The following is a 24,749-nucleotide window of genomic DNA, read 5'->3' as shown; positions in this document are numbered from 1 at the left end:
TCCTTAAGGCCACCTTATTGATCGCTTATTCTGAAGGTTTATTCTGGCGCATGATTACATAATCGTTGGCAAAGACCTCTTGCCGGTTATTCAATTGATACTCAGCCTCGTGGTGCCAGGTTTTATCCTCATTTTCCATGCGGATGGAGCAACCAATCAGTTCTGATCCCATGCCAGATCCGTAGGAAAATAATAAAAACTGTTCATTGGCAGACGCCAGACCCAGGGCATAGGCAAACATAATCCATAAACTGGCGGTGTACGCATTGCCACATCGTTGATTCCATGCCATGAAAGGAGCAACGCGGCTCTGATACAGTTCATGGGTCTCTGATTCGGTCAAACCCAGGCTTTCCCCCACCGCTGCAAAAGCTTTATAGACCATTTTGGGGAAGGGGACATGGAAGCACAAGGCCTTGTACTGTGTTAATACCTGCATGGGATCATGATCCCCAACCAATTTTTTGTAACAGGACACCGCCGCGCGCTTATAACACTCCAGACTGAACGCACCATTGACTTCAGGGTAATGTTTATCGAGCGGTTTCCAGAAATCAAACACGGGTTCACTGTAGGCAATGGTATGACCAACATGAAGCGCCGCCAAGACCGGAGGACCGATAATAAATGCAACAGCCCCAGCCCCCTGTGTCGGCTCACCTGCATCATTTTCAGCATAAAGCGCTTCATCGACCGCAATAACCAATGCCACTTTTTGCCTGTTGGTCTGACTTAAATACCATTCCGCAGCCTGCAGGATAGCCAAGGTTCCACCATAACAGGCATGTTTCACTTCGTAGGAACGGACATGCCCCTGAATTTTAAGTTCAGAAGCCACCCAGGCGCTTAAAGGACGGCTATAATCCACCGGTGTTTCTGTACCGACTGCAATAAGGCCAATGTCCTCAGCGTGACCTCCCCAATGGGCAATGGCACCTCGAGCAGCAGCAATGGCCAAGTTAATTACTGAGCAGTGTTTGCCGCAAAGGGCCATTTCATTCAAGCCTAAACCGATGGTGTATTTTTCGACGTCAACGCCGCGTAAGCCGGCTAATTCTCTGAGGTGCATGTACAAAGGGGGAAAACTCAAACTGACACTGGTAATTCCAACAGCAGGACAATGCATAATCGTATTCCATAAGGCACATTCTATAAATATAGTTTAAATTTTGTTCAAATTGGATGGAAGAATGAATTTTTTTATTCTTATTTTGCAAAAAGTGCCTAAATGAAAAATGGCTGTTTAATCAACCGCGCTCAAGCACGGCCATGGCAGGTTCAGGCTGGGTCTCACGTCTTATCATGATTAAAAACGGGATGAAGCCTAAGGCCAGAAAAAACGAAAGCTGATAGAGGCCGACCCACCCTACCCCCATTTGCAGCAAGGCCGCTAAAGGACCGGATAAGATGCGGGGCAGGCTCGAAACAGCCACCAGAATAGAAAACTGGGTCGCAGTGTATTGGCGGTTCACCAGGCGCATAAACAAGGCAACCAACGCGGTCGACCCCATTCCAGCTGCAAAATTGTCACAAATGACGGCTGCAGCAAACAAAGGCAGATTTTTACCTGTGAGCGCCAAAGCCACAAACAGCAGATTGGTTAAAGCCTGCAGCAGTCCAAAACTGAGCAACGCCTTGTACAAAGACCAACGCAGAAGCAAAAATCCCGCTGCCAATCCACCCAATAGAATGGAGGCTATGCCAAGCATTTTATTCACATAGCCAATGGTTTCTAAAGAAAAACCAACGCCCTGAATTAAAAAAGGCATAATGATGCCGCTGGTAGTGGCCGTAAAAGCCTCCCCCAATTTGTAGAAAAGAATAAACAACACCAGAGGAATGATGTCGCGGCGACGGCAAAGATCCCTGACAGGCGCAAGGAAAGCGGTGACGAACCCCGTGTTTTCTTCGCTGTAATGCACGGGTTCTTCACTCCAGAGCGTAGCGAAAACCCCAACCAGCATCAATAAGCCCATAATCCGATAGGTCGCCGCCCATCCCAAATGATGCGCCATAATTAAAGCGAGCCCCCCGGCAATTAATAAGGCCAGACGATAGCCAAAGACAGCAAGTGACGCGCCCATCCCATGCTCTGGAACCGGTAAATATTCGGCACGCTGTGCGTCAATGGCTACATCCTGCGTCGCTGAAAAACAAGCAAGAATCAGCGCGATAAACGCCATCAATTCGGGGGATTGCCGCGGTGTAAACCAGGCAAGGCTATTAAAACCAAGCAAGAGGGCCAATTGCATCAACAGCATCCAACTGCGGCGTTTACCTAAAGAAAATAAGGAGTAACGGTCCAGCAAAGGTCCCCAACAAATCCGATACACATAGGGCAAACCAACCAGGCTCAGCATCCCGGTGGCAAGAACCGAGAGTCCCGTGTCCGCATACCAGGCTTGCAGTGTACTGGTAATCAAGGCGAGAGGTAACCCTGAAGAAAAGCCAAGTAAAAACACAATCAACAGGCGTTTAGTCATGGGTGACTCTCAATTAGGCTATAACAGACAGACTTCCCGGGGACTTGACCCCGGGAAATTGAAGATTACGCGTCAGACTTTTTGACAGAAATCAAATGAATTTTGAAAATCAAGGTTTCATTCGGGCCAATGGGTCCGCCAACACTGCGTGGACCGTAAGCTAAGGAAGCAGGAACATAAACTTCCCAGACGGAGCCGGCAGGCATTAATTGCAGGGCTTCAGTCCAGCCAGGAATAACCTGAGACACTTTGAATGTTGCTGGCTTGCCGGTTTTATCCGTGCTGTCAAACACTTGACCATCAATCAGACGACCGGTGTACTCAACCGTGACCGTGTCATCCTTGGTTGGTTTGGCGCCATTGCCTTTTTCAATGATTTTATATTGCAAACCGCTTGGCAGCGTCACCACGCCTTCTTTGCTTTTGTTCTGAGACAGAAATGCTTCGCCTTTGGACTTATTCTCTTCTGCCTTTTTAGTGAATTCAGCATTTCGCTTGGCCATCAGGTCTTTCTGAAATTTACTCAACACGTCTTTCATTTGATCTTCAGTCAGCAATAACTGAGAACCGCTCATGCCATCCTGTAACCCTTTGGCCATTGCCGAAGGACTGATTTCGATGCCTTGCTTTTTAAAGTTTTTGCCTAAATCAGCACCAATACTGTAAGACAACTTGTCAATATCGGTGTTTAAGGTTGCAGGTGTTGCGGCAGTGGCTGGTGTAGTCGTGCTGGGAGCGGTGGTATTTGTATCAGCAAACGCGGTTGTCATTGCCAGGCCTACGACAGCTGCAGCGACCAGTTTTATCTTCATAAAGATCCCCTTTCTATGTCTCGTTAGAACACCATGAAAAAATTGCTTGATTATTCTGCCTAACTTTCAGGGAAATTACCAGTTAAGGCAAATGATTAATTATTTAAGGCCGTGTTTTAACAACCTTGTATTTTTTAAAGCCTGCTTCTATTGTTTAGTCAGGGTTTTACATCTAAAATTGCTATATTTTAAAGCACTCGAGTTGATAATGAGCATCAGCCTCTTTGACATGTTTTCTATCGGCATCGGCCCATCCAGTTCTCATACAGTAGGGCCCATGTCAGCAGCCTACGCCTTTGTGCAGTTATTGGAGAAGGAAGACCATTTTGCCGCCACATCACGAATTAAAATCGAACTGTACGGCTCCTTGGCCCTCACGGGTAAAGGCCATGGCACAGACAAAGCCATATTAAACGGCCTTGAAGGAAAGACTCCGGAAAGTGTGGTACCGGATTCCATGGTTCCCCGCATGCGTGAAATCATCAGTTCGCAAAAACTCCATTTGGGCGGCAAAAAAGAATTGTTTTTTGACGAGGATCGGGATTTCCTGTTTTTACAGAAGGAACTGCTGCCACGACACAGTAACGGCATGCGTTTTTCAGCCTATGATGTCAATCAAAATTTATTACGCAGCCAGGTGTATTATTCAATAGGCGGCGGTTTCATCACCACTGAGGAAGAGTTTGACAAAACCTCGGAAGACACGAATGCACCTCCCTACCCTTTTTCCACGGCCTTTGAGTTAATGAGCCTGTGCCGGGACAACCGGTTAACCATTGCTGAATTGATGATGGTCAATGAATTAACCTGGCGCAGTAAAAATGCGATTCAGGAAGGGATTTTAGCGATTGCCAACGTGATGGATGAATGCATCGAAAACGGTTGTCATCATCCCGGCATTTTACCCGGCGGTTTACTGCTGAAACGGCGCGCCCCCGATCTTTACAAAAAACTCATTGAACACAAAGGGGTTCCCAGCGTGTTTGAGCAATCAGACATCATGAACCGTTTAAATCTGTATGCCATGGCTGTGAATGAGGAAAACGCCGCCGGCGGGCGGATTGTCACCGCCCCCACCAACGGGGCTGCCGGCATTATTCCGGCCGTGCTTAAGTACTGCCAGGAAGCACATGATCGTTTAAGCAAGGAAGACATTTATGTCTACTTCCTCACAGCCGCCGCCATTGGGATTCTCTACAAGAAAGGCGCCTCCATTTCAGGGGCTGAAGTCGGCTGTCAGGGTGAAGTCGGCGTCGCCTCGTCCATGGCGGCAGCGGGCTTGACCGCTGTGCTGGGCGGCAGTATCGAACAAATAGAGAATGCGGCCGAAATTGCGATGGAGCACCATCTGGGCATGACCTGTGATCCGGTCCTTGGACTGGTGCAGATTCCCTGCATTGAACGCAATGCCATGGGGGCCGTGAAAGCAGTTAACGCCTCCCGGATGGCTTTGATTGGCGATGGTCAGCATCAGATTTCCCTGGATAAAGTCATTAAAACCATGAAACAGACCGGCATGGACATGCAAAGCATTTACAAGGAAACCTCCATGGGAGGTCTTGCGGTGAACCTGCCGGAATGCTGATTTTTACAGCGAAGAGCAAAGCCCTTCGCGGTACTCCACCCTCAGATGCCCTGTTTGAGCAAATGGCTTGTCTTGTGCTGAAACAGGAGCAACGCGCCTGCAATCACACTGCCGAACAGCAGAAGGATTTCAAGAAACCCCAACCAGGGGTTGGTGTTCATGTATCCCATGAGGATGACGGCCAGCGCCGCAGTCAGCATGTTGATAAAACTGAGCATGGCTGACCCATTACTTTTGTCTTGCACCTCGGCCGTAGCGAGACAGGAGCCACCAGCGAATAAAAAGCCGCTGAACAGATACAACAACGACGTATGAATAAAAAACCCAATGGGCAATAGCCAGTGCTGATGCCACATCAGGTAAAGGCCGGACAATGCCAGAGTACAACCGCCAAAACCATAGACGACCGCGCGTTGGGGTGACCCGCGATGCAGGAGGCGCTTGATCAACAGGCCGCCCATCAGCATCCCCAGCATATTGACTAAATTCCAGGAGCCATAAGCGGCAGCAGAGAGATGCAGAAAACGTTCAGCAATTAAAGGGCCTGCAGCGGAATAACAATAACCGACGGCCGAGCAGAATCCCACCGCCAGGGCATAAACCACGAGCCCCGGGGAGGCCAGCGTTTGGTGATAAGCGGTAATCATTTGCGTCAATTTAACACGTCTGCGGGTTATCAGGGTCTCTTTAAGAAAAGAGGTACCCGCCAACAACAGTGCGCCATGAATGAAAAGCAAGGCAAAGCAACCCTGCCATTGCCAATAAGTGACTATCCATCCTCCAAGGGACACTGCAAGACCGATGCTTAGCGTGAAGGCCAGTATGGAATAAGACAACGCTGTGCGGCGCTGTTGTTCAGGCAGCCATTCATGGATGAGCATCAAGGTGCATGAGAGACCGCTCGCCGCCCCCAGCGCACTGATGAAACGCCCACCGATGAGCAGACCATAGGAGTGAAACGCAAGGCCGGCATAACAAACCAGTAAACCCAAAAGGTTAATCACGAGACCCATGCGTAACGCGCCAACCCGCCCTGCACGATTGGCTAAAGGCCCATAAATCAACTGGCCAATGACATAGCCGCCTAAAAAGGCACTGATCATCCATTGAATGGCTTCGGTGCTTAATTGGAAGGAAAACGCGATTGCCGGCAGACCGGGAGTAATCACAGCGGCCGACACGGAGGCCGTTGTCATGTAACTCAGTAACCAAATCAAGCGAACATTTGAAATCATTTTTTTCTCCTGCAATGAGGAGGGTAGTTTAATAATTCCGAAATTTTCAATAAATAGGGTATTTGATGAATATTAATTAACTATTGGTTAATAATGTGAATCAGATTGTAACACTGCCCTGCCCGTGTCTGATAAAAATGATCACTGACGGCATAACCAACCACCGCCGCGAGTTGATTATCAACATACAACAAAGGAATCTGCTGCCGCTGCCAGGGGGGAATTTTCCACTCCTGCAATAGTTTTTTCAGCGATTTATGTTGTCCATGCCAGTAGAACATTTCGCCGCCCTCACGAAAACGAATAGCCAATTGGCTGCCCGATGGAATAAATAACCCTTCATCAGCCGTTTCTGCCGTTAATTTTCCCAGTCCTTGAAGACAAAGCGTGTTTGGAAACGTTGTCCAGGGTAAAACGGGTGTCGATTCAGTTCGTAAGGGTGACAGATAAAGGTGTTGCTGATAACGCTGAATTGTTACCTGCCGCCAATGAATTTCCGGATTGCTGTCGGGTGCAGCCAGGATCATTTCATCAATTAAACGATTAAACGTCCGTGTATTGGGCATGCGGACACCGTGTTGACGCAACCACGCCCGCAAGACATTGCCGAGACGGGCTCTGTTTAAACGCAACAGCGGCGCCAGCGGCAGCACGTTGGATTTTTCTGCCAGGGAAGGGCAATCCAGGTGCGCTAAATCGTTTAAATTGGCCTGTGCCAGACGGCAATGCTCCGCCGTCCGCGCCAGATTACGCGTGACACCCGCCCATCGGCTTTTAAGCAAAGGGAAAATGTCCTGCCTTAAAAAATTACGGGAAAACCGGGTATTGGCGTTACTTTCATCCTCAATGAAACTTAACTGATGTTCCAGCGCATAGGCCTGCAGTGACTGACGGGTGCAGTTCAGTAAAGGACGTCGTAAATCCCCCTCGCCCAGGGTGCTTTTTTCTGGAATGGCTGCCAAACCATCAACACCGGCACCGCGAAACAGGTGAAGAAGCAGGGTTTCAGCCTGATCATCGAGATGATGTCCCATCAGCAGGCAGTTATTTTTTTTAATCAGAGCTCCCAACGCCTGGTAACGCGCAACACGGGCCGCTTCTTCCACATTGCCCCGAGGATCACAACGAACAGAGAGGGCAAGAAAATTCACCTGCCATTGCTCGCAGAGACGCTGGCAATGCTCCTGCCAGAACGAGGCATTAGGGCTTAAACCGTGATTAATGTGCACTGCCGTTACTTTATGTATAAAAGCAGGGTGTCGGCTTAAGCGGTGCAATAACACGGAAGAATCCAATCCACCGCTGAATCCGACAAAAAGGTGCTCGTAAGAAGCCAGATCACGCATCCAGTCTGGCGTACAGGTTTTATCAGTCACAGGCACCCATGGCCATGAATTTTTGATAACGCTGTTCAAGCAAGGTATCCATGGGCAGGCGTTTTAATGCGCGCAATTCCTCGCTCAGCATGGTCTTTAAACGCGACGTCATGTCGGGCAGGTTACGGTGTGCACCGCCTAAAGGCTCTTTGATTACCCCATCAACCAGTTTGAATTCGGCAATTTTATCGGCGGTAATGCCCATGGCCCTGGCCGCTTCACTGGCTTTAGCGGCGTCTTTCCATAAAATGGACGCACAGCCCTCCGGTGAAATCACGGAATAAATGCTGTACTGCAGCATGAAAACCCGGTCTCCAACCCCAATGGCCAACGCGCCGCCTGATCCGGCCTCGCCGGTGACTGTGCACAGGATAGGGGTTCTTAATTTTGCCATTTCCAGCAGGTTACGGGCAATCGCTTCGGATTGGTTCCGCTCCTCAGCCCCGATTCCGGGGTAAGCGCCGGCTGTGTCAATAAAAGTAAAAATAGGGATTTCAAATTTCTCTGCCAGCTTCATCAATCGCAGGGCTTTACGGTATTCTTCCGGGCGTGCCATACCAAAATTGCGATAGACTTTTTCCTTGGTCTTCTTGCCCTTCTGATGCCCAAGCACCATTACGGGTTCGCCATTTAAGCGCGCCATGCCGCCGATAATGGCGGGGGCGGAGGAGTAATGGCGGTCGCCATGCAGCTCCTGAAAGTCAGTAAAAATGCTTTCAATGTAATCGGTGGTTTGCGGGCGCAGCGGATGCCTTGCCATTTGTGCAACCTGCCATGGCTCTAAATTGGAAAAAATGGAAGCGGTCAACTCTTCGCATTTGGCTTCAAGGCGGGCAATTTCTTCGCTCAAATTGACTTCATTGTCGCTTCCGACCATGCGCAACGCTTCTATTTTCTGATTTAACTCTTCAATTGGCTGTTCAAAATCCAAAAATTGTAGGCTCATACGTAACCCGTTGGCGAATTTATTATCATGCGCTATGATACCTTTAACTGCATTTTGACGCTACCGTTGATCCCTTTTTATGAGTAAATCCCTGTTTAAATCCCTGCCTTTGAACGACAGCGATTTGCACCCTCACCGCATCGATATCTGGCAAATCCCGTTGGATATCGAGCCGGCCTGGGCGCAATCGTTGCTTAATGAACAGGAAACCGCACGCGCCAACCGCTATTATTTCCCCAGGCATCGACGCCGCTTTACCACCGCCCGGGCCATGATGCGGCTTATTCTTGCCCATTATCTTAATACCTCCGCGAAAAAACTGGTCTTTGATTATTTAAAACAGGGAAAGCCCTATCTGCCTCAGTACCCCTCCCTGCAATTTAACTTAAGTCATTCCCGCGACACCGCCTTGCTGGCTGTCGGCCAGACCAACCCATTAGGTATTGATATTGAGTATTTTTCAGCAAGACCTTATTACGGTATGGCCAGGCATTCGTTTTCAACCGGGGAAAATCAATCCTTAGCGCAATTACCGCAGGGGCTGTTGCCTCTCGCCTTTTTTAATGTCTGGGCTCAAAAGGAAGCGTTCATTAAGGTGCTTGGTCTGGGTTTATCCTATCCAACCCGGCAATTTGATGTACCCATTTTACCTCAGCAACCCGTCATCATTGACGATGCCCTGCATTCGCGGCGCTGGCAAATGGTTTCTTTTATGCCAGTCGCGGCCTGTTGCGCCGCCTTATGCTGTCACCCTGATGTGACGGATTGGTATTATCGCACCTTAAGCGCACTGCCTGAGGAACCGGATCATCTACCTCTCGTGTCAGGAAAACCATGAAACAATTGAGTCCCCTGCAAGTCAAGCTCTTACACTGTTTAGGCGATGGGAAATGCCACAGCGGCAGTGATCTGGGTGAATCTTTACAGATTACCCGCACAGCCATCTGGAAGCAGATTAGCCAATTAACCGCCTGGGGCCTTGCCATTAAACGAATCCCGCAACGCGGCTATCAATTGCAGACACCACTCATCCTGCTTAACGAGGACTTAATCCGCAGCCGTTTAAAGGACTATTCGGTGAGCACAGCCATTGATTTTCATCTGGTTGCTGAACTGGATTCCACCAACAGTTATTTAAAAAGCCTTCCGCTCACTCACCCCTTAGCTGTTTGCTGTGCTGAAAAACAGACGCAAGGCCGGGGCCGTTTTGGCAGACACTGGTCATCCCCCTTTGGCGATAATATTTATTTTTCCATGCGCTTAGAGTGGAATCAGTGCCTGTCCCAATTGTCCGGTTTAAGCCTGGTGGTCAGCTTAGCTCTGTTGCATTGCCTTAAGCGCAATCACATCGAGGAGGGAATTGGCGTAAAATGGCCTAATGATTTGCTCTGGCAAAACAGAAAATTGGCCGGTGTACTGATTGAGGTCAGTGCAGAAAGCAACGGCAATGCACAGTTAATTATCGGCATAGGCATTAATGTCAACTCTTCCGCTAAAAAGCAGCAACTTTCTGATAAACCCTGGTGTTCTTTATACGATATAACCGGACACTACCTTGACCGCAATTGTCTGATTGCCGACTTAATTGTCAGCCTGAATCAATACCTGGAACAATTTAAAGAGGAAGGGTTTAAAGGGTTTCGCCAACAATGGCTTGGCGTCGATTTGCTCAAAGGCCAGGACATCACCGTCTCACAACCGGCAGGCACGCTCCATGGACAAGCGCTTGGGGTCAATGACGCAGGACAATTGTGCCTGATGGACTCACAGGGTCATAGGCATTTTCTTTCTTCAGGCGATGCGTCGTTGTCGGCTATGTAAGCGAGAGAGAGGAAGGGGGATTTGTCCCGAACTAGATTATTTCATCCGGGACTGGACGACTGCGATGTATTCTGTGTTATACCGCTTCTTCAGAATCGGATTCTTTTTCCTGCTGGATACGCAAATAAATTTCTTCACGGTGGACAGAAACATCTTTAGGGGCATTGATACCAAGGCGAACCTGGTTTCCTTTGACACCAAGTACTGTGATGTTAACATCATCTCCAATAATCAAGGTTTCACCAATACGGCGAGTTAAAATTAGCATATTTATAAATCTCCCTTCTATAGCAGCCCCCAATCTATTCCATAGATTGCGTCCATGGTGCTCTTGGTGACTACAGTTTGTGTAAAAAACAATCAATTTCAACTGTTCTGATTGTAAGTTTACACAACGTATCTTAACAAATTATTAAGAAATTTTTTATTTCGTAAAAGTCATGTCAGCTTGACTGAGTCGGCTGTTCTCTATTCTGCCATGCCTCTGCAACCAGCAGATGAGTACACGCCAACCTTAGCCCTCATGAGAAGAGAAAGTCGCCGCTTATGCCTTATTAACCGCTTCCTCTCCCGCATGAAACCACCATGCGAGGCTAAAAAGCGGCAGGTAGGCGAGAACCAGGCTGGGCAGAAGCGCCAAAATCCCCTGCTCAAGCAGCACGGCAACAGGAAGCAGCCAGAACAGGTTAATCAGGATAACACCCACGGTCACCGGCCAATGCTTACCATAATGTTGAACAGCATGCTGATAGGCATGGGTACGGTGTGCCTCCAGCAAACGGGCCCTGCGCAATCCACGCCGAAAAAGAGTTAAGGTCGCGTCGGTAAAAAAAATGCCAGCCAGAATAAACCAGCACCAGAATAGCCGTTCCTGATAAACAGCCGCCTCAAGGGAAAAAACACCCACAGCAAACCCCAGAAAACCGCTGCCGGCATCGCCCATAAAAATACGGGCCGGTGGAAAATTCCAGATTAAAAATCCGCCCACTGCCGCGGTCAATAGCAGAGGAGGAGCGGCGAGCTCCGTATTCCCCTGTAAAAAATACAACAGGCTGCCGCCTGAGCAGATACAAATGGTTTCAGCGGCAGCCAGACCGTCAATACCATCCATGAAATTAAATAAGTTCAGTCCCCACACCAGGTAAAAAACGGCGAGAATCTGACCTACCCAAAGCCACGTTTGGTGCGTGGAAAAAAGAGGAATGTTTGCAAAATTATCCAACAATAAAACAGTGCAAATCGCTAAGGCAAAATGACCGACCAAGCGATAGGTCGCCGGCAGCTGGTATTTATCATCGAGAAAGCCCAATAACGCCACCAGAAGCCCCGGCCCCATGAAAATAAGGCCCATCGATCCAGAGACACGCTGCTGAATCAGAAATAAACCCATGGCTGCAAGAAAACAAATCACAAAAGCAACACCGCCGCCACGCGGGGTAGGCATTGTATGGGAACTGCGTGCATTGGGAATATCAAGCAGATTAATGGTCAGGGCATAGCGCCGGACAAAACCTGTGAACACGCAGGAAAAAAAGAAGAGAAGACCATACGACGCCATTGGAATCATTGCTTGTCCTGATTAAAAAATTTCATTTTCATTCCTTGCCAACAATGGTATTTTTATAAAAAAAATAATTATAACAGCATGATGCAATTAACAAAATTAAATGCATGGATTAGTTTACAAAAGCAGGTGGAATCCATCCATCAGACGCCAATCCCTGCGTTAAAAAACTTAAATCCCAATCGCCACCAGGAATTAATTGTTTCCAATCGCCTCATTACGGTGGATTTAACCAATCAACGGATTAATCAACCCATTTTAAAAGACCTGCTTCAACTCGCCGAAGAGCGAAAACTACGCGAACACATTCAGCAATTGATGCAGGGAGGCCGGGTTAACCAGAGTGAAAACAAGCCTGCCCTGCACACAGCACTCCGGCAATTGCACCACGAGCCGATTATCGTCGATGGCCGCAATATCCTGAAGGACATCCACGAGGCCAGAGAGCAGTCGCGGCTGTATGCAGAAAAGATCCGTGGCGGTACATGGCTGGGCTATAGCAGAAAGCCGATTAAAGACATTGTCAATATCGGCATTGGCGGCTCGGATTTAGGTCCGCAATTCTGTATCGATGCGTTAAAACCTTACACTGCTTCCCATCTGGGTTATCATTTTATTTCAGACGTGGATCCGCTTTCGTTTGATTCAGTCGTTGCCGCACTTGAACCCGAAACCACATTGTTCATTATTTCATCCAAATCCTTCACTACCCGGGAAACTCTGTACAATACCAACAAGGCCATCGCCTGGATTGGCGATCGCTCGCGTATGGACAGGCATTTTATCGCCGTAACAGCCAATATTCCCAAAACCAAAACCTTAGGTTTCAGCCACACCCTGCCTATCTGGAACTGGGTAGGCGGCCGGTATTCCCTTTGCTCTGCCATTAACTTAATCACCATGATTGCCATCGGTTATGAGCATTTTATGGACATTCTTGCCGGCGCGTTCAGCATGGACCAGCATTTTTTACAGGCTGAATGGGCCAGCAACATGCCCGTTCTTCTCGCCTTAGCCGGGATATGGAACATTAATTTTTTAGACATCAATAATTTGCTGCTGCTGACTTATTCTCAACGCCTTGCCTATTTCCCTCATTACATCCAACAACTGGACATGGAAAGCAACGGCAAATCCATCAATCAGGCCGGGGAACGAGTCAATTACCACACCGGTCCCATTGTATGGGGTGGATTGGGTAATCAGGCGCAACACAGCTATTTCCAATTGCTCTGTCAGGGAACCCATCGGGTCGCCATTGATACGCTGACGATAAAAGAAAACGAGGGCGAATTAATTAATCAAAGCTGCGACATGAAAGTAACGGTGCTGACCCAGGGTGTTAAATCAGAAACCAGCCCTCACGCCGCCATTCCCGGTAATGTGCCGCTCACCCGAATTACCCTGGATTCCTGCTCTCCTTTTGCCATTGGGGAACTCATTGCGCTGTATGAGCATAAAATATACACCCAGAGTGTGATCTGGGGTATTAACCCTTTCGATCAACCCGGGGTCGAGAGTGCAAAGCAGTATTGCTTTGCGGAGTAGTCAAGGGGTACCGTCCTATTTCTTTACCATGATCGATGCCAGATCATTGGCAATGACTGTGGCGTGCTTGTCAATTTCCACTTGAGCACGCTCCCCCAGGGTCATAACCTTAGCCGCCTCTTGCGAAGGAAAAAGAGTATGTCGAGCGATCTGAGTACTATGGATGACCAAACGGGTTGCATGCAGCGCCGTTTCTACGAGGGGTGAAAGAAGTTCTGATTTGGTTTGCATGGGAAATTCCAATGAAAGCGATGAAAATAATCTTATCATAGTGATTAATTATTAGTCAATGTCATTGCCTTGATATAAGCCTGTGAGGCCATTGCCAGCACAGTTTTTACTGAGAGTTCCCTCCTATTACTCTATTATTCTGCCACAGAAGAGATGGATCCCCCGCCTGCGCGGGGGATGACAGCAATTTGGGCGATGGCAGAATCGGCGATGGCAGAGATAGGCGATGGCAGAAATCGGGGATAGCAGAAATCCGGGGATGGTAGAAATCCGGGGATGGCGGAAAATGCCGGGGAACGCAATTCAGAGGCGGAAAGGCGCGGGATCACCGGAAAAGGGTAGGAGTCCAGGATCCCGCGTCACCATTTATTCAATAAATGGTTTAATTTCATGGACATAACGAGCATGCTTCGCTACGCATTGCTTGATCGTACTCATGTTTTCCCTAGTCCAGTTAACAGTGCGTTGCAATCCTTCCGGCAGCGAAACCTGGGCTTTAAAACCAAGCTCGCGCTCGGATTTACTGGTATCCCCATGGCGCTTGCCTGAACGATCCCAGTTTCTGGGCGGCAATTTATCCAGGGCCGCGGTGTTGCCAGTGATTTCGTTAATCATGGTGGCCAATTCAAGGATGGAGGTTTCCACACCGGAGGCAATATTGTAGACCCCGCCCTCTTTGCCCTTCAACGCACAGGCAATCAGGCCGTCAACAATGTCATCCACGTAAATAAAATCACGGGTCGCAATCCCGCCATTGTCCAGAGGCAACGCCTGGTTGTGCAGGGCTTTAAAAATAAAGGTGGGCGTAACATTACGCCAGATGGTATTGGCATTTCCACGCCATTGACCGGCACCTAAAATTTCGCCAGGTCCATACACGTTCTGGAAACGGGCTTTGACAAAAGGCATGTTGTAGCGCATGAAATAATAATTGCCGTAGAACTCGCCAAATATTTTTGACATTTGGTAAGGGCTGTCTAAGTACAGGGATACGTCTTCCTGTTCGACCGTGGCTTCCGCATAATCAAAGGTTTTCTTAGCCACAACACAACCGGCTGATGAATAAACGACTTTTTTGAGCGACTTGAATTTACTGATGCGATCAAACAGTTTTAAGGTCGTCAGCGTATTGTTTTCATGATCTTTTAATGGATCTTCGATGGAACTCTGGTTGCCATGATAGGTGGCTAAATGAAAAACATAGTCTAAATCGTCCGGCAGTCGATAAAGCACTGCATCCTCGGTAATGGACGCGTGAATAAAATCCAGATTGGGGTGCGTGGCGACTCTGGAAATATCAGCCGATAACAAATTATCAACAACAATCACGTTTGCTGCATCCAAAGCAAGAAGCTTATTGGTTAAATTACTCCCTACGAAGCCGGCCCCGCCGACAACAAGTATTTTTTTTCCTGAAAAACTGGTCATGATTCATCCTCAATGATTCTTTGCAAAAAAAGAGCAGGCTAAAAGCCTGCTCTTTCGTACCCGTAACCATTTACGCTGGTTCTGTTTCTTCTGAACGAAGATGTGTAAAGGTTTGCTCGATACCGTATTCTTTATAATAATCAATCGCGGCTTTAACCCCATTGACTAACGGCGTTGAGGTTTTCCAGGAGAAATCCTTGTTGGTTCTGGATGGGTCAAGCAGGATGGTGAAGGCATCGTCGGGGTGACGGGGACGCACTTCCACTTCCTGATCCAGCGTGATATTCAAAGCCGCCAAGGTAGCGTCAAACAGTTCTTTAATGGAGTAATCGCTACCGGAAGAAATGTGGTAGTAACCCTGACCCTGTCCATCGACAGCACGCTCTACGCAATCCACCAGGTCTTTGATGAATACAAAGTCACGGCGGGTATCCATCACAAAGCAGGCCTTGCCGGAAGTCAGGCGATGATAAAACGTCGGCAGCGGACCGCTGATGTTTCTGGGACCGTAAGCATTGGCCAGGCGGAAAGAGACAAAGCTTAAGCCGGACAGTTCGACATAATGTTCAGCGGCGGTCTTGCTGATGGCATAACTGCTGCCGCGGGCATCGAAATGATGATCCAGTGAAACGGGTTGTTCTTTGGGGTTTAAGCCATAGCAAAGTGCAGTCTGGAAATAAACAATGCGCTTGCAACCCGCTTTTTTAGTCGCATTCAATACATTAATGGTACCCAGGACGTTGGTTTTACAGTCTTCAACCCAATTGTCCGGATCTTTGTAAGAAGCCGCCGCATGGACAACAACATCCGGCTTAAATTCGGTAAAAATTCGATCCATTGCCGCCGTGTCAGCGATGGTTTGCTCAACCATCTGCAGATTACGGTGAGGTTTTAAATTGTCGCGGCGACCGGTGGAAAAGTTATCGATAACCAGCACTTCGTCGTTTCTGGCTAATAATCTGTCCGCCAAATGTGATCCGACAAAACCGGATCCTCCTGTAATTAAAACTCTCATTCACTTTTCTCCTATGGTTGCGTATTCATTATTGTGATTCAGCATGGCACGGTAAGTATGGGCTTGATCATGGAAGACCTGATGCCACATCTCGTAGCACAAAAAGCCCCAGACTTTACGGCTGAATTTGCCTGAATCATCAATGGTATTAATAATCCGCTGGTAATCAATAAAATTGTCTTTCCTTGACAAGCCGGTGTGCAGTATGTCAAAAACAAACTCTTTCAAATCACCGCGAATCCATTCATTTAAAGGCACTGGAAAGCCCATTTTATCTTTACGGTTTAAGATTTGCTTGGGCAAAATAGTGGCAAAGGTCTGCTTTAGCATGTGCTTCATGCGGCCATCGGCAAATTTTACATTGGCGGGAACAGTCGCTGCAAATTCAATCAGAGGATAGTACAGGAAAGGCACGCGCGCCTCCAGGCCATGGGCCATACTGACTCGGTCTTCAACATGAAGCAGACTGGGTAACAGACACTTGAAGTCAAAATGCGTCATGCTGTCAAAATAAGATTCTGCCTTTTCAAATTTAGCCGCGTTGAACACTTCAATGAATTCATTGTATACATGCTCTTTTTCGGCCGCAGTCAACGTCACCTCCCCATCGAGATCCATGCCGCGATCCACCAGCGTAAAGTAACGCTTTTCCAGAGGCTCAAACAAGCCGTGGCTCCAGAATCGCTTGAGTAAAGGCTTGTAGGCATTCAATACTTCGAGATTGGGAATGATTGATTCTGCCGTCACCACAAAATTACCTTTCTTGTAATTGCCCTCAATGGCGGCTTTCATGCATTGCTCAAAGTAGGCAATAACGTAGCGGGCGTACCCGCCAAAAATTTCATCCCCACCCTGACCGCCGAGCACGACTTTGACCTGCTGTGATGCCATTTCTGACACCATGTATTGCGGAAACACCCCGGGTCCTGCCACAGGGAAATCAAGGTGATAAATGATTTTACGAAACGTATCGGCAAAATCCTGAGACGTGATGTCGCGAACCTGCAATTTGGTGCCGCAAAGCTGGGCCGCGTATTGCGCGTACTCGCTTTCATCATAAGCCTTGTCTTCGAGAAAACGGCCATGGAAGAAAGGCAGCGCTTCCCCTTTTTGCTGAGTTGCCAGAATGCCAATCAGACTTGAATCAACCCCCCCGCTGACATAAGCCCCGATGTTGACATCCGCGCGGGTATGCAGTTTGACCGATTCATGCAGAATCTCTTCCAGTTTGTTGTAAAAGTACTTGGGGGTGTGATCGTAATCAATGTGGTAATGCACATCCCAGAAACGCCAAACCTTCTTACCCTCGGCACTGATCACCATGGCGTGCGCAGGCTCTAACTGATGAACGCCTTTAAAGAGCGTACGGTTACCCATCGGGTATTGGAAAGTAATGTATTCGGCGAAGGACTGCCGCTCGGTTTTAATCGATGGCAGGAAAGGCAATAATGCCTTGCTTTCGGACGCAAAGTAAAACGCGTCGTCCTGTTCAGTGTAATAAAAAGGTTTGATGCCGAAATGATCGCGAGCACAGAATAATTTTTGACCATCCCAAATGGCGAAAGCAAACATGCCTTTAAACTGTTTAACGCAATCCACGCCGTACACCTTGTAGGCTGCCAGAATCACTTCCGTGTCGGAACGCGTGGTGAATGTCCAGTGGGCGGCCAGAGCCTGCCGCAATTCGACGTGGTTATAAATCTCACCGTTGTAAACAATGACTTCGCCGGTGGGAGCCAGCATGGGCTGATGCGCATGCTGAGACAGATCGATAATACTCAGGCGGCGGTGCGCCAACCCCATCGTTTTGTTCTTATTCGTCCAAATCCCTTCATCATCCGGCCCGCGATGGGCAATCAGCTTGTTCATCACCTGAAGTTTTTTCTCAAGCTGTTCTACAGCAGCGGCCTTAAGATTAAAAATTCCCGCTATACCACACATAGGTACCTATTCCTTTATTTATTTTTTTACAATCTGATACATCGCTGTTAAATACTTAGGCAGGCATCAGTGGCTAAGGATAATAGCAATCTCATTCTGATTGGTCAAACCATGTGACTATTATTGTAATTAGTGTTGATAAAATACGAGTTCAGATGAGCCATGAATTTTAATACTCCATATTCTACAGGCGATTTGGCTAATTGGGCGTCTTCATCAGGAACCAATTCAATACTTTGAATTACAATATAACATAACTTGTCGTCCCCTTTAATCGCCAACTCACTATTAGGCAGCAACTTTATTAATGTTTTTCCAACCTGTATAGGATAAGCATCAGAAGATGTTTTAAGTACAGAATGTGTACACTGTCCTCCAATCCCCTCTATATTAATCACCGCATCCATGGCACGTGTTACTTTATCCAGTTTAATTCGTAGAGCAGGATGCTCAGGATCATTAATACCAATGTAATTAAATAGACCATCAAAATTAGCTTGGTTATGGTCTACTGGTACGATTAATAATCCTCCTTTATTTCTTACAATTTGCAAACTCTTACCATGTAAATAATCTAAGGGATTGAAAGTACTTTTTGGGTATTTAAAATGCAGATACCATGGATTGATGTTTGATAATACATGTGCTTTTCGCTTAATTACCTCTTCAATAGATAAGATGCTGGACAAATTGTTGCTTTCCTTTAACCATATACTGCCATTGCTAATATCAAAGTAGCGCCACTTATTTGCAATTTTTACCTCAACTGCTGCATGGCTAGATTTCATGCCGTTACTTCCAACAAAGTAAAAATCAATTGGACGTGATGGAATTTTAAACAATTTCATTATTGCTAGAAACATTTCTTGGTGATTACCGCAAATACCATAGCCTCTTTTAAGCATCATTGAAGGCTTAACTATTGACAACGTTTGCATTGAGCTTTTTTTAGCAAAATAGGCATAACGGCCAGGACTAGCCATATTTTGTACGTGATTCATAACCTCTAGCGCCCGGTAAATATTCAAATCATCTGTTGATAATGAGTTAGCCATGGAGTAATTGATACCCTGTACAGAATGTTCCGCCATACAGGCACTGTATTTAAAAATGTCTTTATACTCGCAGTACTGGTTGACATCAAATTCTTCAACCCAAGCTGAATGCACCACAGTTATTAACATTCCGAAAAGAATTGTCATTTTTAAACAACAAGTTAACGCGTTCATTCTATAATATCCTAAGAACCAGTTACATTCATGAGACACAATTACAGTGAATGGTATCTTCCTACATTATGCATCACATTGGAATGTCCCCTTAAAAACCGGTCCATGTAGTCAAATAACAACTAGTGTATTATGACCATATCCAATACCAGAATTAATTAAAATAATCCATTCCAGTAAAAAAAGGGGTTAGGTAGCTTAGGTAAAGCATCAACACTTCGGGAGATTTATCAGTCTGGAATGACCAGTCCCACGTGTTGCATCAAGCTTGGCATATATTCCCTGATAACTTTTTGTGTGGTCTATCGGGCGAGCAAACAATACAAAAGCCATGGAATGGCCGAAGCATTCGTCAAAACATTAAGCGTGATTACGTTGCATTTCATGAGCCGCCGGATACTCAACTTCCGCTATTTTGACGATTTCAACAACCTTGCTCCCGATAAAGGGGTAATGATGATGGCTCCAAAAGATGCCGAAGAGCTGCCACATAACTAGATGCTCCCCTTTAACAGGGACAACTCCACACATTAACTTAAAGTTACTAATTTGGCTTCCGAGGTACCATGGAATACTTATGCTCTAGCGAGTTTAACTCCAAATATAAAACGTGGTTGCATTTCAAAAGGCATTGAAGTATAAAGTTGTCACACAATTGTTAACATGGTCTGCTTTCAATCATGTCGTACCTTAGGTTGATAGGCTTAGTATTAAATTATTTGATATTCGAGTTAAAGGATACTAAATATGCTGTTATGCCCTGATTGCTATGAATGCTTACCAGCAGAAGGCGAAAATTGCAATAAATGTACTTGGGAATTTGCGAAGATAAATAATATATCACAAATGCTAAGCTCAAAAGATCGATCAAGCCCACTCTTTACCAGTTACATCGAAAATTATGAAAAACTTGCAAATGATGATTTGAGCACTTCTCTAATTGAAGATCGCTATATTGAAATTCAAGCCGAAAAAATCTTCAAACTATGCCCTCCCTTGGAGGGGAAAGACTATTGTGATATCGGTAGTGGCCGAGGGTTCTTACTAAAAAAAGTTGCGTCAAGTAACCCAAACTCTATTACAGCAGTCGATGTATCTATGCCGTACCTTCACAATTTGTCAAATAATAATTATTCGTTATATCAGGCAAATGCAGAAAATTTGCCTTTCAAAGAAAGATTTGATGTGATCACATGCACAGACATTATGGAGCATGTAATCAATTTGGGCGGTTTTTTGTACTCGTTACAAAAATCACTGAAGCCACAGGGCACAGTGATTATACGAGTACCTTATAAAGAAAACCTAATTCATTATGCTACGCAAAATGGGTGCAAATATGAATTTGCTCACCTTAGAGATTTTGATAAAAAGAATATTAAACGTCTGCTACGATTTTGCCAACTTAAGATTCAAAAATTTGAAATTAGTTCATTTTCTTTACAAACACCTCAATATTGGTGGTTAAAAAATCAAAAGCGTATGGACAATTTTATGAAGTTTCAGCGCCATATGCGCAAAAAGTTAACCAATGACTCTGACGTTAACTTATACAACTCTAAATTATTAAGATTATTCCTTAGACCTCTTGAATTAACTGTTGTTGCACAAAAAATAGAATAAAAACTCTATTTGTTATCATGGAGGATAAGTATGCAAGTGCTATGACAACTCAAGCGTAATAATTTCTGATACTAAGAATTATATGTATTGTTTAAGGGTATGTATGAATATATATTTTTTTGGGGACTCCATTTGCTTTGGTCAGTTTGTTTCGCCAACAAACATTTGGATCAATTTGCTAACTAGAAAATTGCAGGAAAAGTTTAATAATGTTATTGTTCAAAACCCATCCGTAAATGGCCGAACAACACGACAAGCATTGGAGGATATGAGCTTTCAAATTCAATCCAATCCTGTCGATGTCCTCTATATCCAGTTTGGCATGAATGATTGTAATCATTGGGTAACAGATAACGGTTGTCCGAGAGTTAGTATAACAGCGTTTAAAGCTAATCTATTAGAGATGATTGATAGAGCAATTCAATCAGGGGTCAAAACCATTCTCCTCGGCACTAATCATCCTACCCCTAAAACAACCAAATACAAAAATCTGAGTTTTAGTTACCAAACTAAAAATGAAGAATACAATGAAATTATTCGTGATGTAGCAAGAGAAAAAAATACTGTCCTTGTTGATCATGAAAATTTTTGGCGAACTCATTGCACTGATCTAAATCATGAGTTTTCGAACCTAATTCTACCCGATGGTATCCATCTAAGCATCCAGGGTCACGTTGCCTACTTTAATCATATTTTACCTATTCTTACTCAAGAATTAATTAAACTTACTCAAAAAATAGGTTCCAATAAATTACTAGAGAACATCACTTAGAAGAGATCAATTATTTTTTAAGTTATTACTAATTAAGAATCAATAAGGAGAAAATAATGTATAAAACTAACACGGATATGTTTTGGGATGCTCGTGCAATCAACGAAAAGAATTTGAAAGCCGTTAATATAGCCGATATTGCACAACGCAGCTTGGAAACAGATTTCCTGTTAAAGAATTTATCAAAAAATGATTCAATACTAGAAGTCGGGTGTGGTAATGGATTTCTGACTAGTACCTTACGTCAACATGTCGCTCATATTGATGCCTTTGATTATTCAGAAAACATGATTAATAGTGCGATTCAAAATTTTGGCGAGAGCAATAATCATTTCTTTCATGACAATTTACTTCAACCTACACAACTGAGTAAACAATACGACGCTATTGTTTGTGTACGGGTTTTAATTAATCTATCGAATTTGCAAGAACAGATTCAGGCTTTAGATAATTTAAAGAAACACATAAAACCAGGTGGAAAATTACTGCTGGTTGAAGGCTACATAGATGGGTTTAATAAAATTAATGCTTTACGTAAAGCCGTTTTATTACCAGAATTAAAACCTGCTGCAATTAATTTTTACTCACACTTTATTGAAATACAAAATCACCTGGCCCGCGATTATGAAATTGCCGATCAGTTCCATACAGGCTGTTTTGATTTTCTTACAAGGATTGTTTACCCATCTTTAGTCGGTCATGAAAATGCCCAGGGCTATTCTGATTTTCATGAGAAAATACTGACAGTAGCTAAGCATTATAATCCGAATGATTTACTTAGTTTGGCAAGAGTCAGAGGTCTGTGCTTAGTTAAAAAATAGGAAACGAGCATATGGCAGCATACAATGATAGAAAACTTGAGGTGTTATTATTCTGTGATTATAAAGGAGCAACAGCCTCTACAATAGGCGATCATATTTTTGCTTTTGAGAAATTTTCCAAACATAATGTTCATATATTAAATATGCTTGGGGATTTTCCTGATGAGCTAAACTTGAATAAATTTCATGTTATTATCATCCATTATTCAATATGTGTTGCATTTGATCATTTTATTTCACCATCTACTCGTAAACGTATTAGAGACTTCCCTGGTCTTAAGGTTGTGTATATCCAAGATGATTATCGTTGGATATACACAACACTTTCTGCTTTGGATTACATGAGGGTAGATGCCATTTTCGGCCTGGCAAATCAGCAAATTGTTGATCAGGTTTATATACCCAGTCGGATCCCCACAGTTAAGCGTAGAGAAACTGTCCTTGCCGGGTATGTAACTGACAAATTAATTGGCTTGCCTAAAAAGCCATATGGCCTTCGTACTATCGATGTAGGTTACCGCGCAAGAAAATTATCACCCTGGATTGGTGTCCATGGACAACAAAAATGGCAAATAGCCGATCTATTTTTAAAGGATGCCCGAAACTATAACTTGGTTTGTGATATTTCTTACAAGGAGGAAGATAGGATTTACGGTGATTATTGGTTTGATTTTTTATCAAACTGTAAAGCTGTATTAGGTACTGAAAGCGGAGCAAGTCTATGTGACTTCACAGGCGAGATACAGAAAAATGTCGAGGCACATTTGGATTCCTATCCTGACACATCTTTTGAAGAAATCAGAGATCTTTATTTCAAAAGCGAAGATTGCAAAATCATGATGAATGTCATTTCTCCTCGTTGTTTTGAAGCAGCTGCATTGGGTACATTGATGATTCTATATGAGGGAGAGTATTCAGGAGTATTAAAACCCTATCGCCATTATGTGCCTCTTGCTAAGGATCACAGTAACATGGAGGAGGTTGTAGACTATATTCAGGATGAAAAGCGAGCGAAGGATATTATAGAGTGTGCATACAATGAAGTAATACTTAATCCAGAATATAATTATACAAATATGGTTAAACTATTTGATAATTTGGTTGATGAAGAAATTCAGTCTAAAACTGTAATTGTTGAAAACGCCTATACTCCCTCTGAGTTTGAGCAAATAACAGAATTTCATCTTTTGAAATCTAAATTAACTCCATTTATAATATCTCTTATGGATAAACATTTAGCCCTTTTACCTGCTCAGATTAGATCACAAAATCCTAAAATGGTAAGTATTTGTCGTCATATCATAAAACCTATACTTAATCCATTGTACAAAGGTTATCTATTTATAGATAAAAATATTATTCTATCTAAGATTAAGAATTTTTTAACACAAAGAGTTCGCGTCTTTAATCCAATATTAAGAAAATTAAGACATTATCTTTTAATAGTGGTCAATGGTTAAGTGGAGAAATATTGCTCCACTTGACCTGCCCCGGAATTTCCAAGCCAAACTAAAGTAGAGATAATAGCCTCTTAACCAAGAGGGCTAAAATGAAAAGATCAAGATTTACAGATGAACAGATTGTCCGTATTTTAACAGAAGCCGATCAGCATCCTGTTACTGAAGCACGGGCTTTCCGATGTACCATCTATGCCTGCGGAAGCGTTATGGGTCGATGGATAATCAGGATGAAAAGTCTGAAAACAGAAATAGTCGTCTGAAGAAATTATTGCAGAGCGTGATCTGAAATCGAGATTATGAAGGAAATTGCTGCAAAGCGTACCGGCTCGCAGGGAGCAGGCTCGGTATGCCGTTAAACTTATCCACGCTTTTGTTCACGGCGTATTCGTATTTTCTTGCAGCGTGAAGGGCTTTCTGTCGGTAAAAAACGTTGTGCCCGTCTTTGGGAATAGCTGGTCTGCAGGTCCCAAAAAGCACTCGCGCAGACAATTAGTAACCGGCAAAGACCTTTAATGCCGGCTGGAAGAAAGCGGGGGCTAGTGTTACGATTTTCTGCGCGAATGGGTAAACACTTAAATGTTAACCGTTGTAGATGAATATACAAAGGAAGCCGAGTCTGTCCGGAATTCTGTGTAACTAGCCGTCCTGTTATCGGGTAACTCTATCGCCGAATTCGATCATGAAGCGATTCATAGCTGGTTTCCAGTTATGAATCGGCATGGTCCACTTTTGAGAAATTCGTTCAATTGCCAAATAGAGCAATTTAAAAACGGCTTCATCAGAAGGAAACATGCGTTTGTTTTTTATTACTTTCCGTAAGGTCATATTCAATGACTCAATCGCATTGGTGGTATAAATC

General features: G+C 44.9%; 23 protein-coding genes. 9 read left to right on the top strand and 14 right to left on the bottom strand.

The features are described 5' to 3' along the window. Nucleotides 1-25 precede the first annotated feature (25 nt). The 3 genes from Lrub_RS11290 to Lrub_RS11280 all read right to left on the bottom strand — a co-directional run bounded on the left by Lrub_RS11290 (nucleotide 26) and on the right by Lrub_RS11280 (nucleotide 3,295). Nucleotides 26-1,126, bottom strand: a complete 1,101-nt coding sequence (locus Lrub_RS11290; protein WP_058532185.1) for a hydroxymethylglutaryl-CoA synthase family protein — start codon at nucleotides 1,124-1,126, stop codon at nucleotides 26-28. 121 nt (nucleotides 1,127-1,247) lie between these two features. Next, on the bottom strand, nucleotides 1,248-2,483 hold the full coding sequence (locus Lrub_RS11285) for an AmpG family muropeptide MFS transporter (RefSeq protein WP_058532184.1): 1,236 nt from the start codon (nucleotides 2,481-2,483) through the stop codon (nucleotides 1,248-1,250). Nucleotides 2,484-2,548: 65 nt separating this feature from the next. After that, the gene (locus tag Lrub_RS11280; protein ID WP_058532183.1) at nucleotides 2,549-3,295 is read right to left on the bottom strand and encodes a BamJ family beta-barrel-assembly machinery protein; all 747 of its coding nucleotides are present in this window, start codon (nucleotides 3,293-3,295) and stop codon (nucleotides 2,549-2,551) included. Nucleotides 3,296-3,503: 208 nt separating this feature from the next. On the opposite strand from Lrub_RS11280, the gene Lrub_RS11275 reads away from it, so the two are divergent. Beyond that, the gene (locus tag Lrub_RS11275; RefSeq protein ID WP_058532294.1) at nucleotides 3,504-4,880 is read left to right on the top strand and encodes an L-serine ammonia-lyase; all 1,377 of its coding nucleotides are present in this window, start codon (nucleotides 3,504-3,506) and stop codon (nucleotides 4,878-4,880) included. 41 nt (nucleotides 4,881-4,921) lie between these two features. Here the strand turns inward: Lrub_RS11275 and Lrub_RS11270 are convergent, their stop codons facing one another. The 3 genes from Lrub_RS11270 to Lrub_RS11260 all read right to left on the bottom strand — a co-directional run bounded on the left by Lrub_RS11270 (nucleotide 4,922) and on the right by Lrub_RS11260 (nucleotide 8,437). Continuing rightward, on the bottom strand, nucleotides 4,922-6,115 hold the full coding sequence (locus tag Lrub_RS11270; RefSeq protein ID WP_058532182.1) for an MFS transporter: 1,194 nt from the start codon (nucleotides 6,113-6,115) through the stop codon (nucleotides 4,922-4,924). Between the two features lie 80 nt (nucleotides 6,116-6,195). Then, a complete protein-coding gene (gene tilS / locus Lrub_RS11265) occupies nucleotides 6,196-7,491 on the bottom strand; it encodes a tRNA lysidine(34) synthetase TilS (RefSeq protein ID WP_237760802.1) in 1,296 nt (431 codons plus the stop codon). Then, nucleotides 7,484-8,437 carry an acetyl-CoA carboxylase carboxyltransferase subunit alpha gene (locus Lrub_RS11260; RefSeq protein ID WP_058532181.1) on the bottom strand — a complete coding sequence of 318 codons (954 nt, stop codon included), beginning with the start codon at nucleotides 8,435-8,437 and terminating at the stop codon, nucleotides 7,484-7,486. The genes tilS and Lrub_RS11260 overlap by 8 nt, the downstream gene beginning before the upstream one ends. A 79-nt stretch (nucleotides 8,438-8,516) precedes the next feature. On the opposite strand from Lrub_RS11260, the gene Lrub_RS11255 reads away from it, so the two are divergent. Then, a complete protein-coding gene (locus Lrub_RS11255; protein WP_065235751.1) occupies nucleotides 8,517-9,275 on the top strand; it encodes a 4'-phosphopantetheinyl transferase family protein in 759 nt (252 codons plus the stop codon). Then, a complete protein-coding gene (locus Lrub_RS11250) occupies nucleotides 9,272-10,258 on the top strand; it encodes a biotin--[acetyl-CoA-carboxylase] ligase (protein ID WP_058532180.1) in 987 nt (328 codons plus the stop codon). The genes Lrub_RS11255 and Lrub_RS11250 overlap by 4 nt, the downstream gene beginning before the upstream one ends. A gap of 76 nt (nucleotides 10,259-10,334) precedes the next feature. Here Lrub_RS11250 and csrA read toward each other — a convergent pair whose 3' ends face one another. Both csrA and Lrub_RS11240 read right to left on the bottom strand, forming a co-directional pair. Beyond that, nucleotides 10,335-10,526 carry a carbon storage regulator CsrA gene (csrA, locus tag Lrub_RS11245; protein WP_058528024.1) on the bottom strand — a complete coding sequence of 64 codons (192 nt, stop codon included), beginning with the start codon at nucleotides 10,524-10,526 and terminating at the stop codon, nucleotides 10,335-10,337. A gap of 276 nt (nucleotides 10,527-10,802) precedes the next feature. Continuing rightward, on the bottom strand, nucleotides 10,803-11,825 hold the full coding sequence (locus Lrub_RS11240) for an MraY family glycosyltransferase (protein WP_065235750.1): 1,023 nt from the start codon (nucleotides 11,823-11,825) through the stop codon (nucleotides 10,803-10,805). Nucleotides 11,826-11,903: 78 nt separating this feature from the next. Here Lrub_RS11240 and pgi point away from each other — a divergent pair, with 78 nt between their 5' ends. Next, the gene (gene pgi, locus Lrub_RS11235; protein ID WP_058532179.1) at nucleotides 11,904-13,370 is read left to right on the top strand and encodes a glucose-6-phosphate isomerase; all 1,467 of its coding nucleotides are present in this window, start codon (nucleotides 11,904-11,906) and stop codon (nucleotides 13,368-13,370) included. Between the two features lie 15 nt (nucleotides 13,371-13,385). Here pgi and Lrub_RS11230 read toward each other — a convergent pair whose 3' ends face one another. The 5 genes from Lrub_RS11230 to Lrub_RS11210 form a co-directional block, all read right to left on the bottom strand. Beyond that, nucleotides 13,386-13,601, bottom strand: coding sequence for a hypothetical protein (locus tag Lrub_RS11230; protein WP_133134144.1), 216 nt, complete (start codon nucleotides 13,599-13,601; stop codon nucleotides 13,386-13,388). 366 nt (nucleotides 13,602-13,967) lie between these two features. Beyond that, on the bottom strand, nucleotides 13,968-15,029 hold the full coding sequence (locus tag Lrub_RS11225; protein WP_058532177.1) for an NAD-dependent epimerase/dehydratase family protein: 1,062 nt from the start codon (nucleotides 15,027-15,029) through the stop codon (nucleotides 13,968-13,970). Nucleotides 15,030-15,099: 70 nt separating this feature from the next. Next, on the bottom strand, nucleotides 15,100-16,044 hold the full coding sequence (locus Lrub_RS11220; RefSeq protein WP_058532176.1) for an NAD-dependent epimerase/dehydratase family protein: 945 nt from the start codon (nucleotides 16,042-16,044) through the stop codon (nucleotides 15,100-15,102). Further along, complete coding sequence (gene asnB, locus Lrub_RS11215) at nucleotides 16,045-17,985, bottom strand: asparagine synthase (glutamine-hydrolyzing) (RefSeq protein WP_058532175.1); 1,941 nt, start codon at nucleotides 17,983-17,985, stop codon at nucleotides 16,045-16,047. Nucleotides 17,986-18,089: 104 nt separating this feature from the next. Further along, the gene (locus tag Lrub_RS11210) at nucleotides 18,090-19,187 is read right to left on the bottom strand and encodes a transglutaminase-like domain-containing protein (protein WP_058532174.1); all 1,098 of its coding nucleotides are present in this window, start codon (nucleotides 19,185-19,187) and stop codon (nucleotides 18,090-18,092) included. Between the two features lie 324 nt (nucleotides 19,188-19,511). Between Lrub_RS11210 and Lrub_RS14855 the strand changes: the two genes are divergently transcribed. From Lrub_RS14855 to Lrub_RS11190, 5 genes are all read left to right on the top strand, one after another. Beyond that, on the top strand, nucleotides 19,512-19,712 hold the full coding sequence (locus Lrub_RS14855; protein WP_133134143.1) for a hypothetical protein: 201 nt from the start codon (nucleotides 19,512-19,514) through the stop codon (nucleotides 19,710-19,712). A 249-nt stretch (nucleotides 19,713-19,961) separates the two neighbouring features. Next, a complete protein-coding gene (locus tag Lrub_RS11205) occupies nucleotides 19,962-20,837 on the top strand; it encodes a class I SAM-dependent methyltransferase (protein ID WP_058532173.1) in 876 nt (291 codons plus the stop codon). 103 nt (nucleotides 20,838-20,940) lie between these two features. Continuing rightward, nucleotides 20,941-21,609 carry an SGNH/GDSL hydrolase family protein gene (locus Lrub_RS11200; protein ID WP_058532172.1) on the top strand — a complete coding sequence of 223 codons (669 nt, stop codon included), beginning with the start codon at nucleotides 20,941-20,943 and terminating at the stop codon, nucleotides 21,607-21,609. Nucleotides 21,610-21,665: 56 nt separating this feature from the next. Continuing rightward, nucleotides 21,666-22,430, top strand: coding sequence for a class I SAM-dependent methyltransferase (locus Lrub_RS11195; RefSeq protein WP_058532171.1), 765 nt, complete (start codon nucleotides 21,666-21,668; stop codon nucleotides 22,428-22,430). An 11-nt stretch (nucleotides 22,431-22,441) separates the two neighbouring features. After that, complete coding sequence (locus Lrub_RS11190) at nucleotides 22,442-23,890, top strand: glycosyltransferase (protein ID WP_058532170.1); 1,449 nt, start codon at nucleotides 22,442-22,444, stop codon at nucleotides 23,888-23,890. A 648-nt stretch (nucleotides 23,891-24,538) separates the two neighbouring features. Here Lrub_RS11190 and Lrub_RS15150 read toward each other — a convergent pair. Then, nucleotides 24,539-24,749: transposase (locus tag Lrub_RS15150; protein WP_237760801.1), on the bottom strand; the 211-nt coding region annotated here is incomplete at its 5' end.

This window comes from Legionella rubrilucens, assembly GCF_001468125.1.
In the GTDB taxonomy this organism is placed as follows: Bacteria; Pseudomonadota; Gammaproteobacteria; order Legionellales; family Legionellaceae; genus Legionella_C; species Legionella_C rubrilucens.
This window is presented reverse-complemented; position numbering and strand designations above follow the sequence as displayed.

Excerpts from the sequence above, each read along its gene's own strand:
- Lrub_RS11290 (WP_058532185.1), bottom strand. The coding sequence starts at position 1,126 with ATGCATTGTCCTGCTGTTGGAATTACCAGTGTCAGTTTGAGTTTTCCC.
- Lrub_RS11285 (WP_058532184.1), bottom strand. The coding sequence starts at position 2,483 with ATGACTAAACGCCTGTTGATTGTGTTTTTACTTGGCTTTTCTTCAGGG.
- Lrub_RS11280 (WP_058532183.1), bottom strand. The coding sequence starts at position 3,295 with ATGAAGATAAAACTGGTCGCTGCAGCTGTCGTAGGCCTGGCAATGACA.
- Lrub_RS11275 (WP_058532294.1), top strand. The coding sequence starts at position 3,504 with ATGAGCATCAGCCTCTTTGACATGTTTTCTATCGGCATCGGCCCATCC.
- Lrub_RS11270 (WP_058532182.1), bottom strand. The coding sequence starts at position 6,115 with ATGATTTCAAATGTTCGCTTGATTTGGTTACTGAGTTACATGACAACG.
- Lrub_RS11260 (WP_058532181.1), bottom strand. The coding sequence starts at position 8,437 with ATGAGCCTACAATTTTTGGATTTTGAACAGCCAATTGAAGAGTTAAAT.
- Lrub_RS11255 (WP_065235751.1), top strand. The coding sequence starts at position 8,517 with ATGAGTAAATCCCTGTTTAAATCCCTGCCTTTGAACGACAGCGATTTG.
- Lrub_RS11250 (WP_058532180.1), top strand. The coding sequence starts at position 9,272 with ATGAAACAATTGAGTCCCCTGCAAGTCAAGCTCTTACACTGTTTAGGC.
- csrA (WP_058528024.1), bottom strand. The coding sequence starts at position 10,526 with ATGCTAATTTTAACTCGCCGTATTGGTGAAACCTTGATTATTGGAGAT.
- Lrub_RS11240 (WP_065235750.1), bottom strand. The coding sequence starts at position 11,825 with ATGATTCCAATGGCGTCGTATGGTCTTCTCTTCTTTTTTTCCTGCGTG.
- pgi (WP_058532179.1), top strand. The coding sequence starts at position 11,904 with ATGATGCAATTAACAAAATTAAATGCATGGATTAGTTTACAAAAGCAG.
- Lrub_RS11230 (WP_133134144.1), bottom strand. The coding sequence starts at position 13,601 with ATGCAAACCAAATCAGAACTTCTTTCACCCCTCGTAGAAACGGCGCTG.
- Lrub_RS11225 (WP_058532177.1), bottom strand. The coding sequence starts at position 15,029 with ATGACCAGTTTTTCAGGAAAAAAAATACTTGTTGTCGGCGGGGCCGGC.
- Lrub_RS11220 (WP_058532176.1), bottom strand. The coding sequence starts at position 16,044 with ATGAGAGTTTTAATTACAGGAGGATCCGGTTTTGTCGGATCACATTTG.
- asnB (WP_058532175.1), bottom strand. The coding sequence starts at position 17,985 with ATGTGTGGTATAGCGGGAATTTTTAATCTTAAGGCCGCTGCTGTAGAA.
- Lrub_RS11210 (WP_058532174.1), bottom strand. The coding sequence starts at position 19,187 with ATGACAATTCTTTTCGGAATGTTAATAACTGTGGTGCATTCAGCTTGG.
- Lrub_RS11205 (WP_058532173.1), top strand. The coding sequence starts at position 19,962 with ATGCTGTTATGCCCTGATTGCTATGAATGCTTACCAGCAGAAGGCGAA.
- Lrub_RS11200 (WP_058532172.1), top strand. The coding sequence starts at position 20,941 with ATGAATATATATTTTTTTGGGGACTCCATTTGCTTTGGTCAGTTTGTT.
- Lrub_RS11195 (WP_058532171.1), top strand. The coding sequence starts at position 21,666 with ATGTATAAAACTAACACGGATATGTTTTGGGATGCTCGTGCAATCAAC.
- Lrub_RS11190 (WP_058532170.1), top strand. The coding sequence starts at position 22,442 with ATGGCAGCATACAATGATAGAAAACTTGAGGTGTTATTATTCTGTGAT.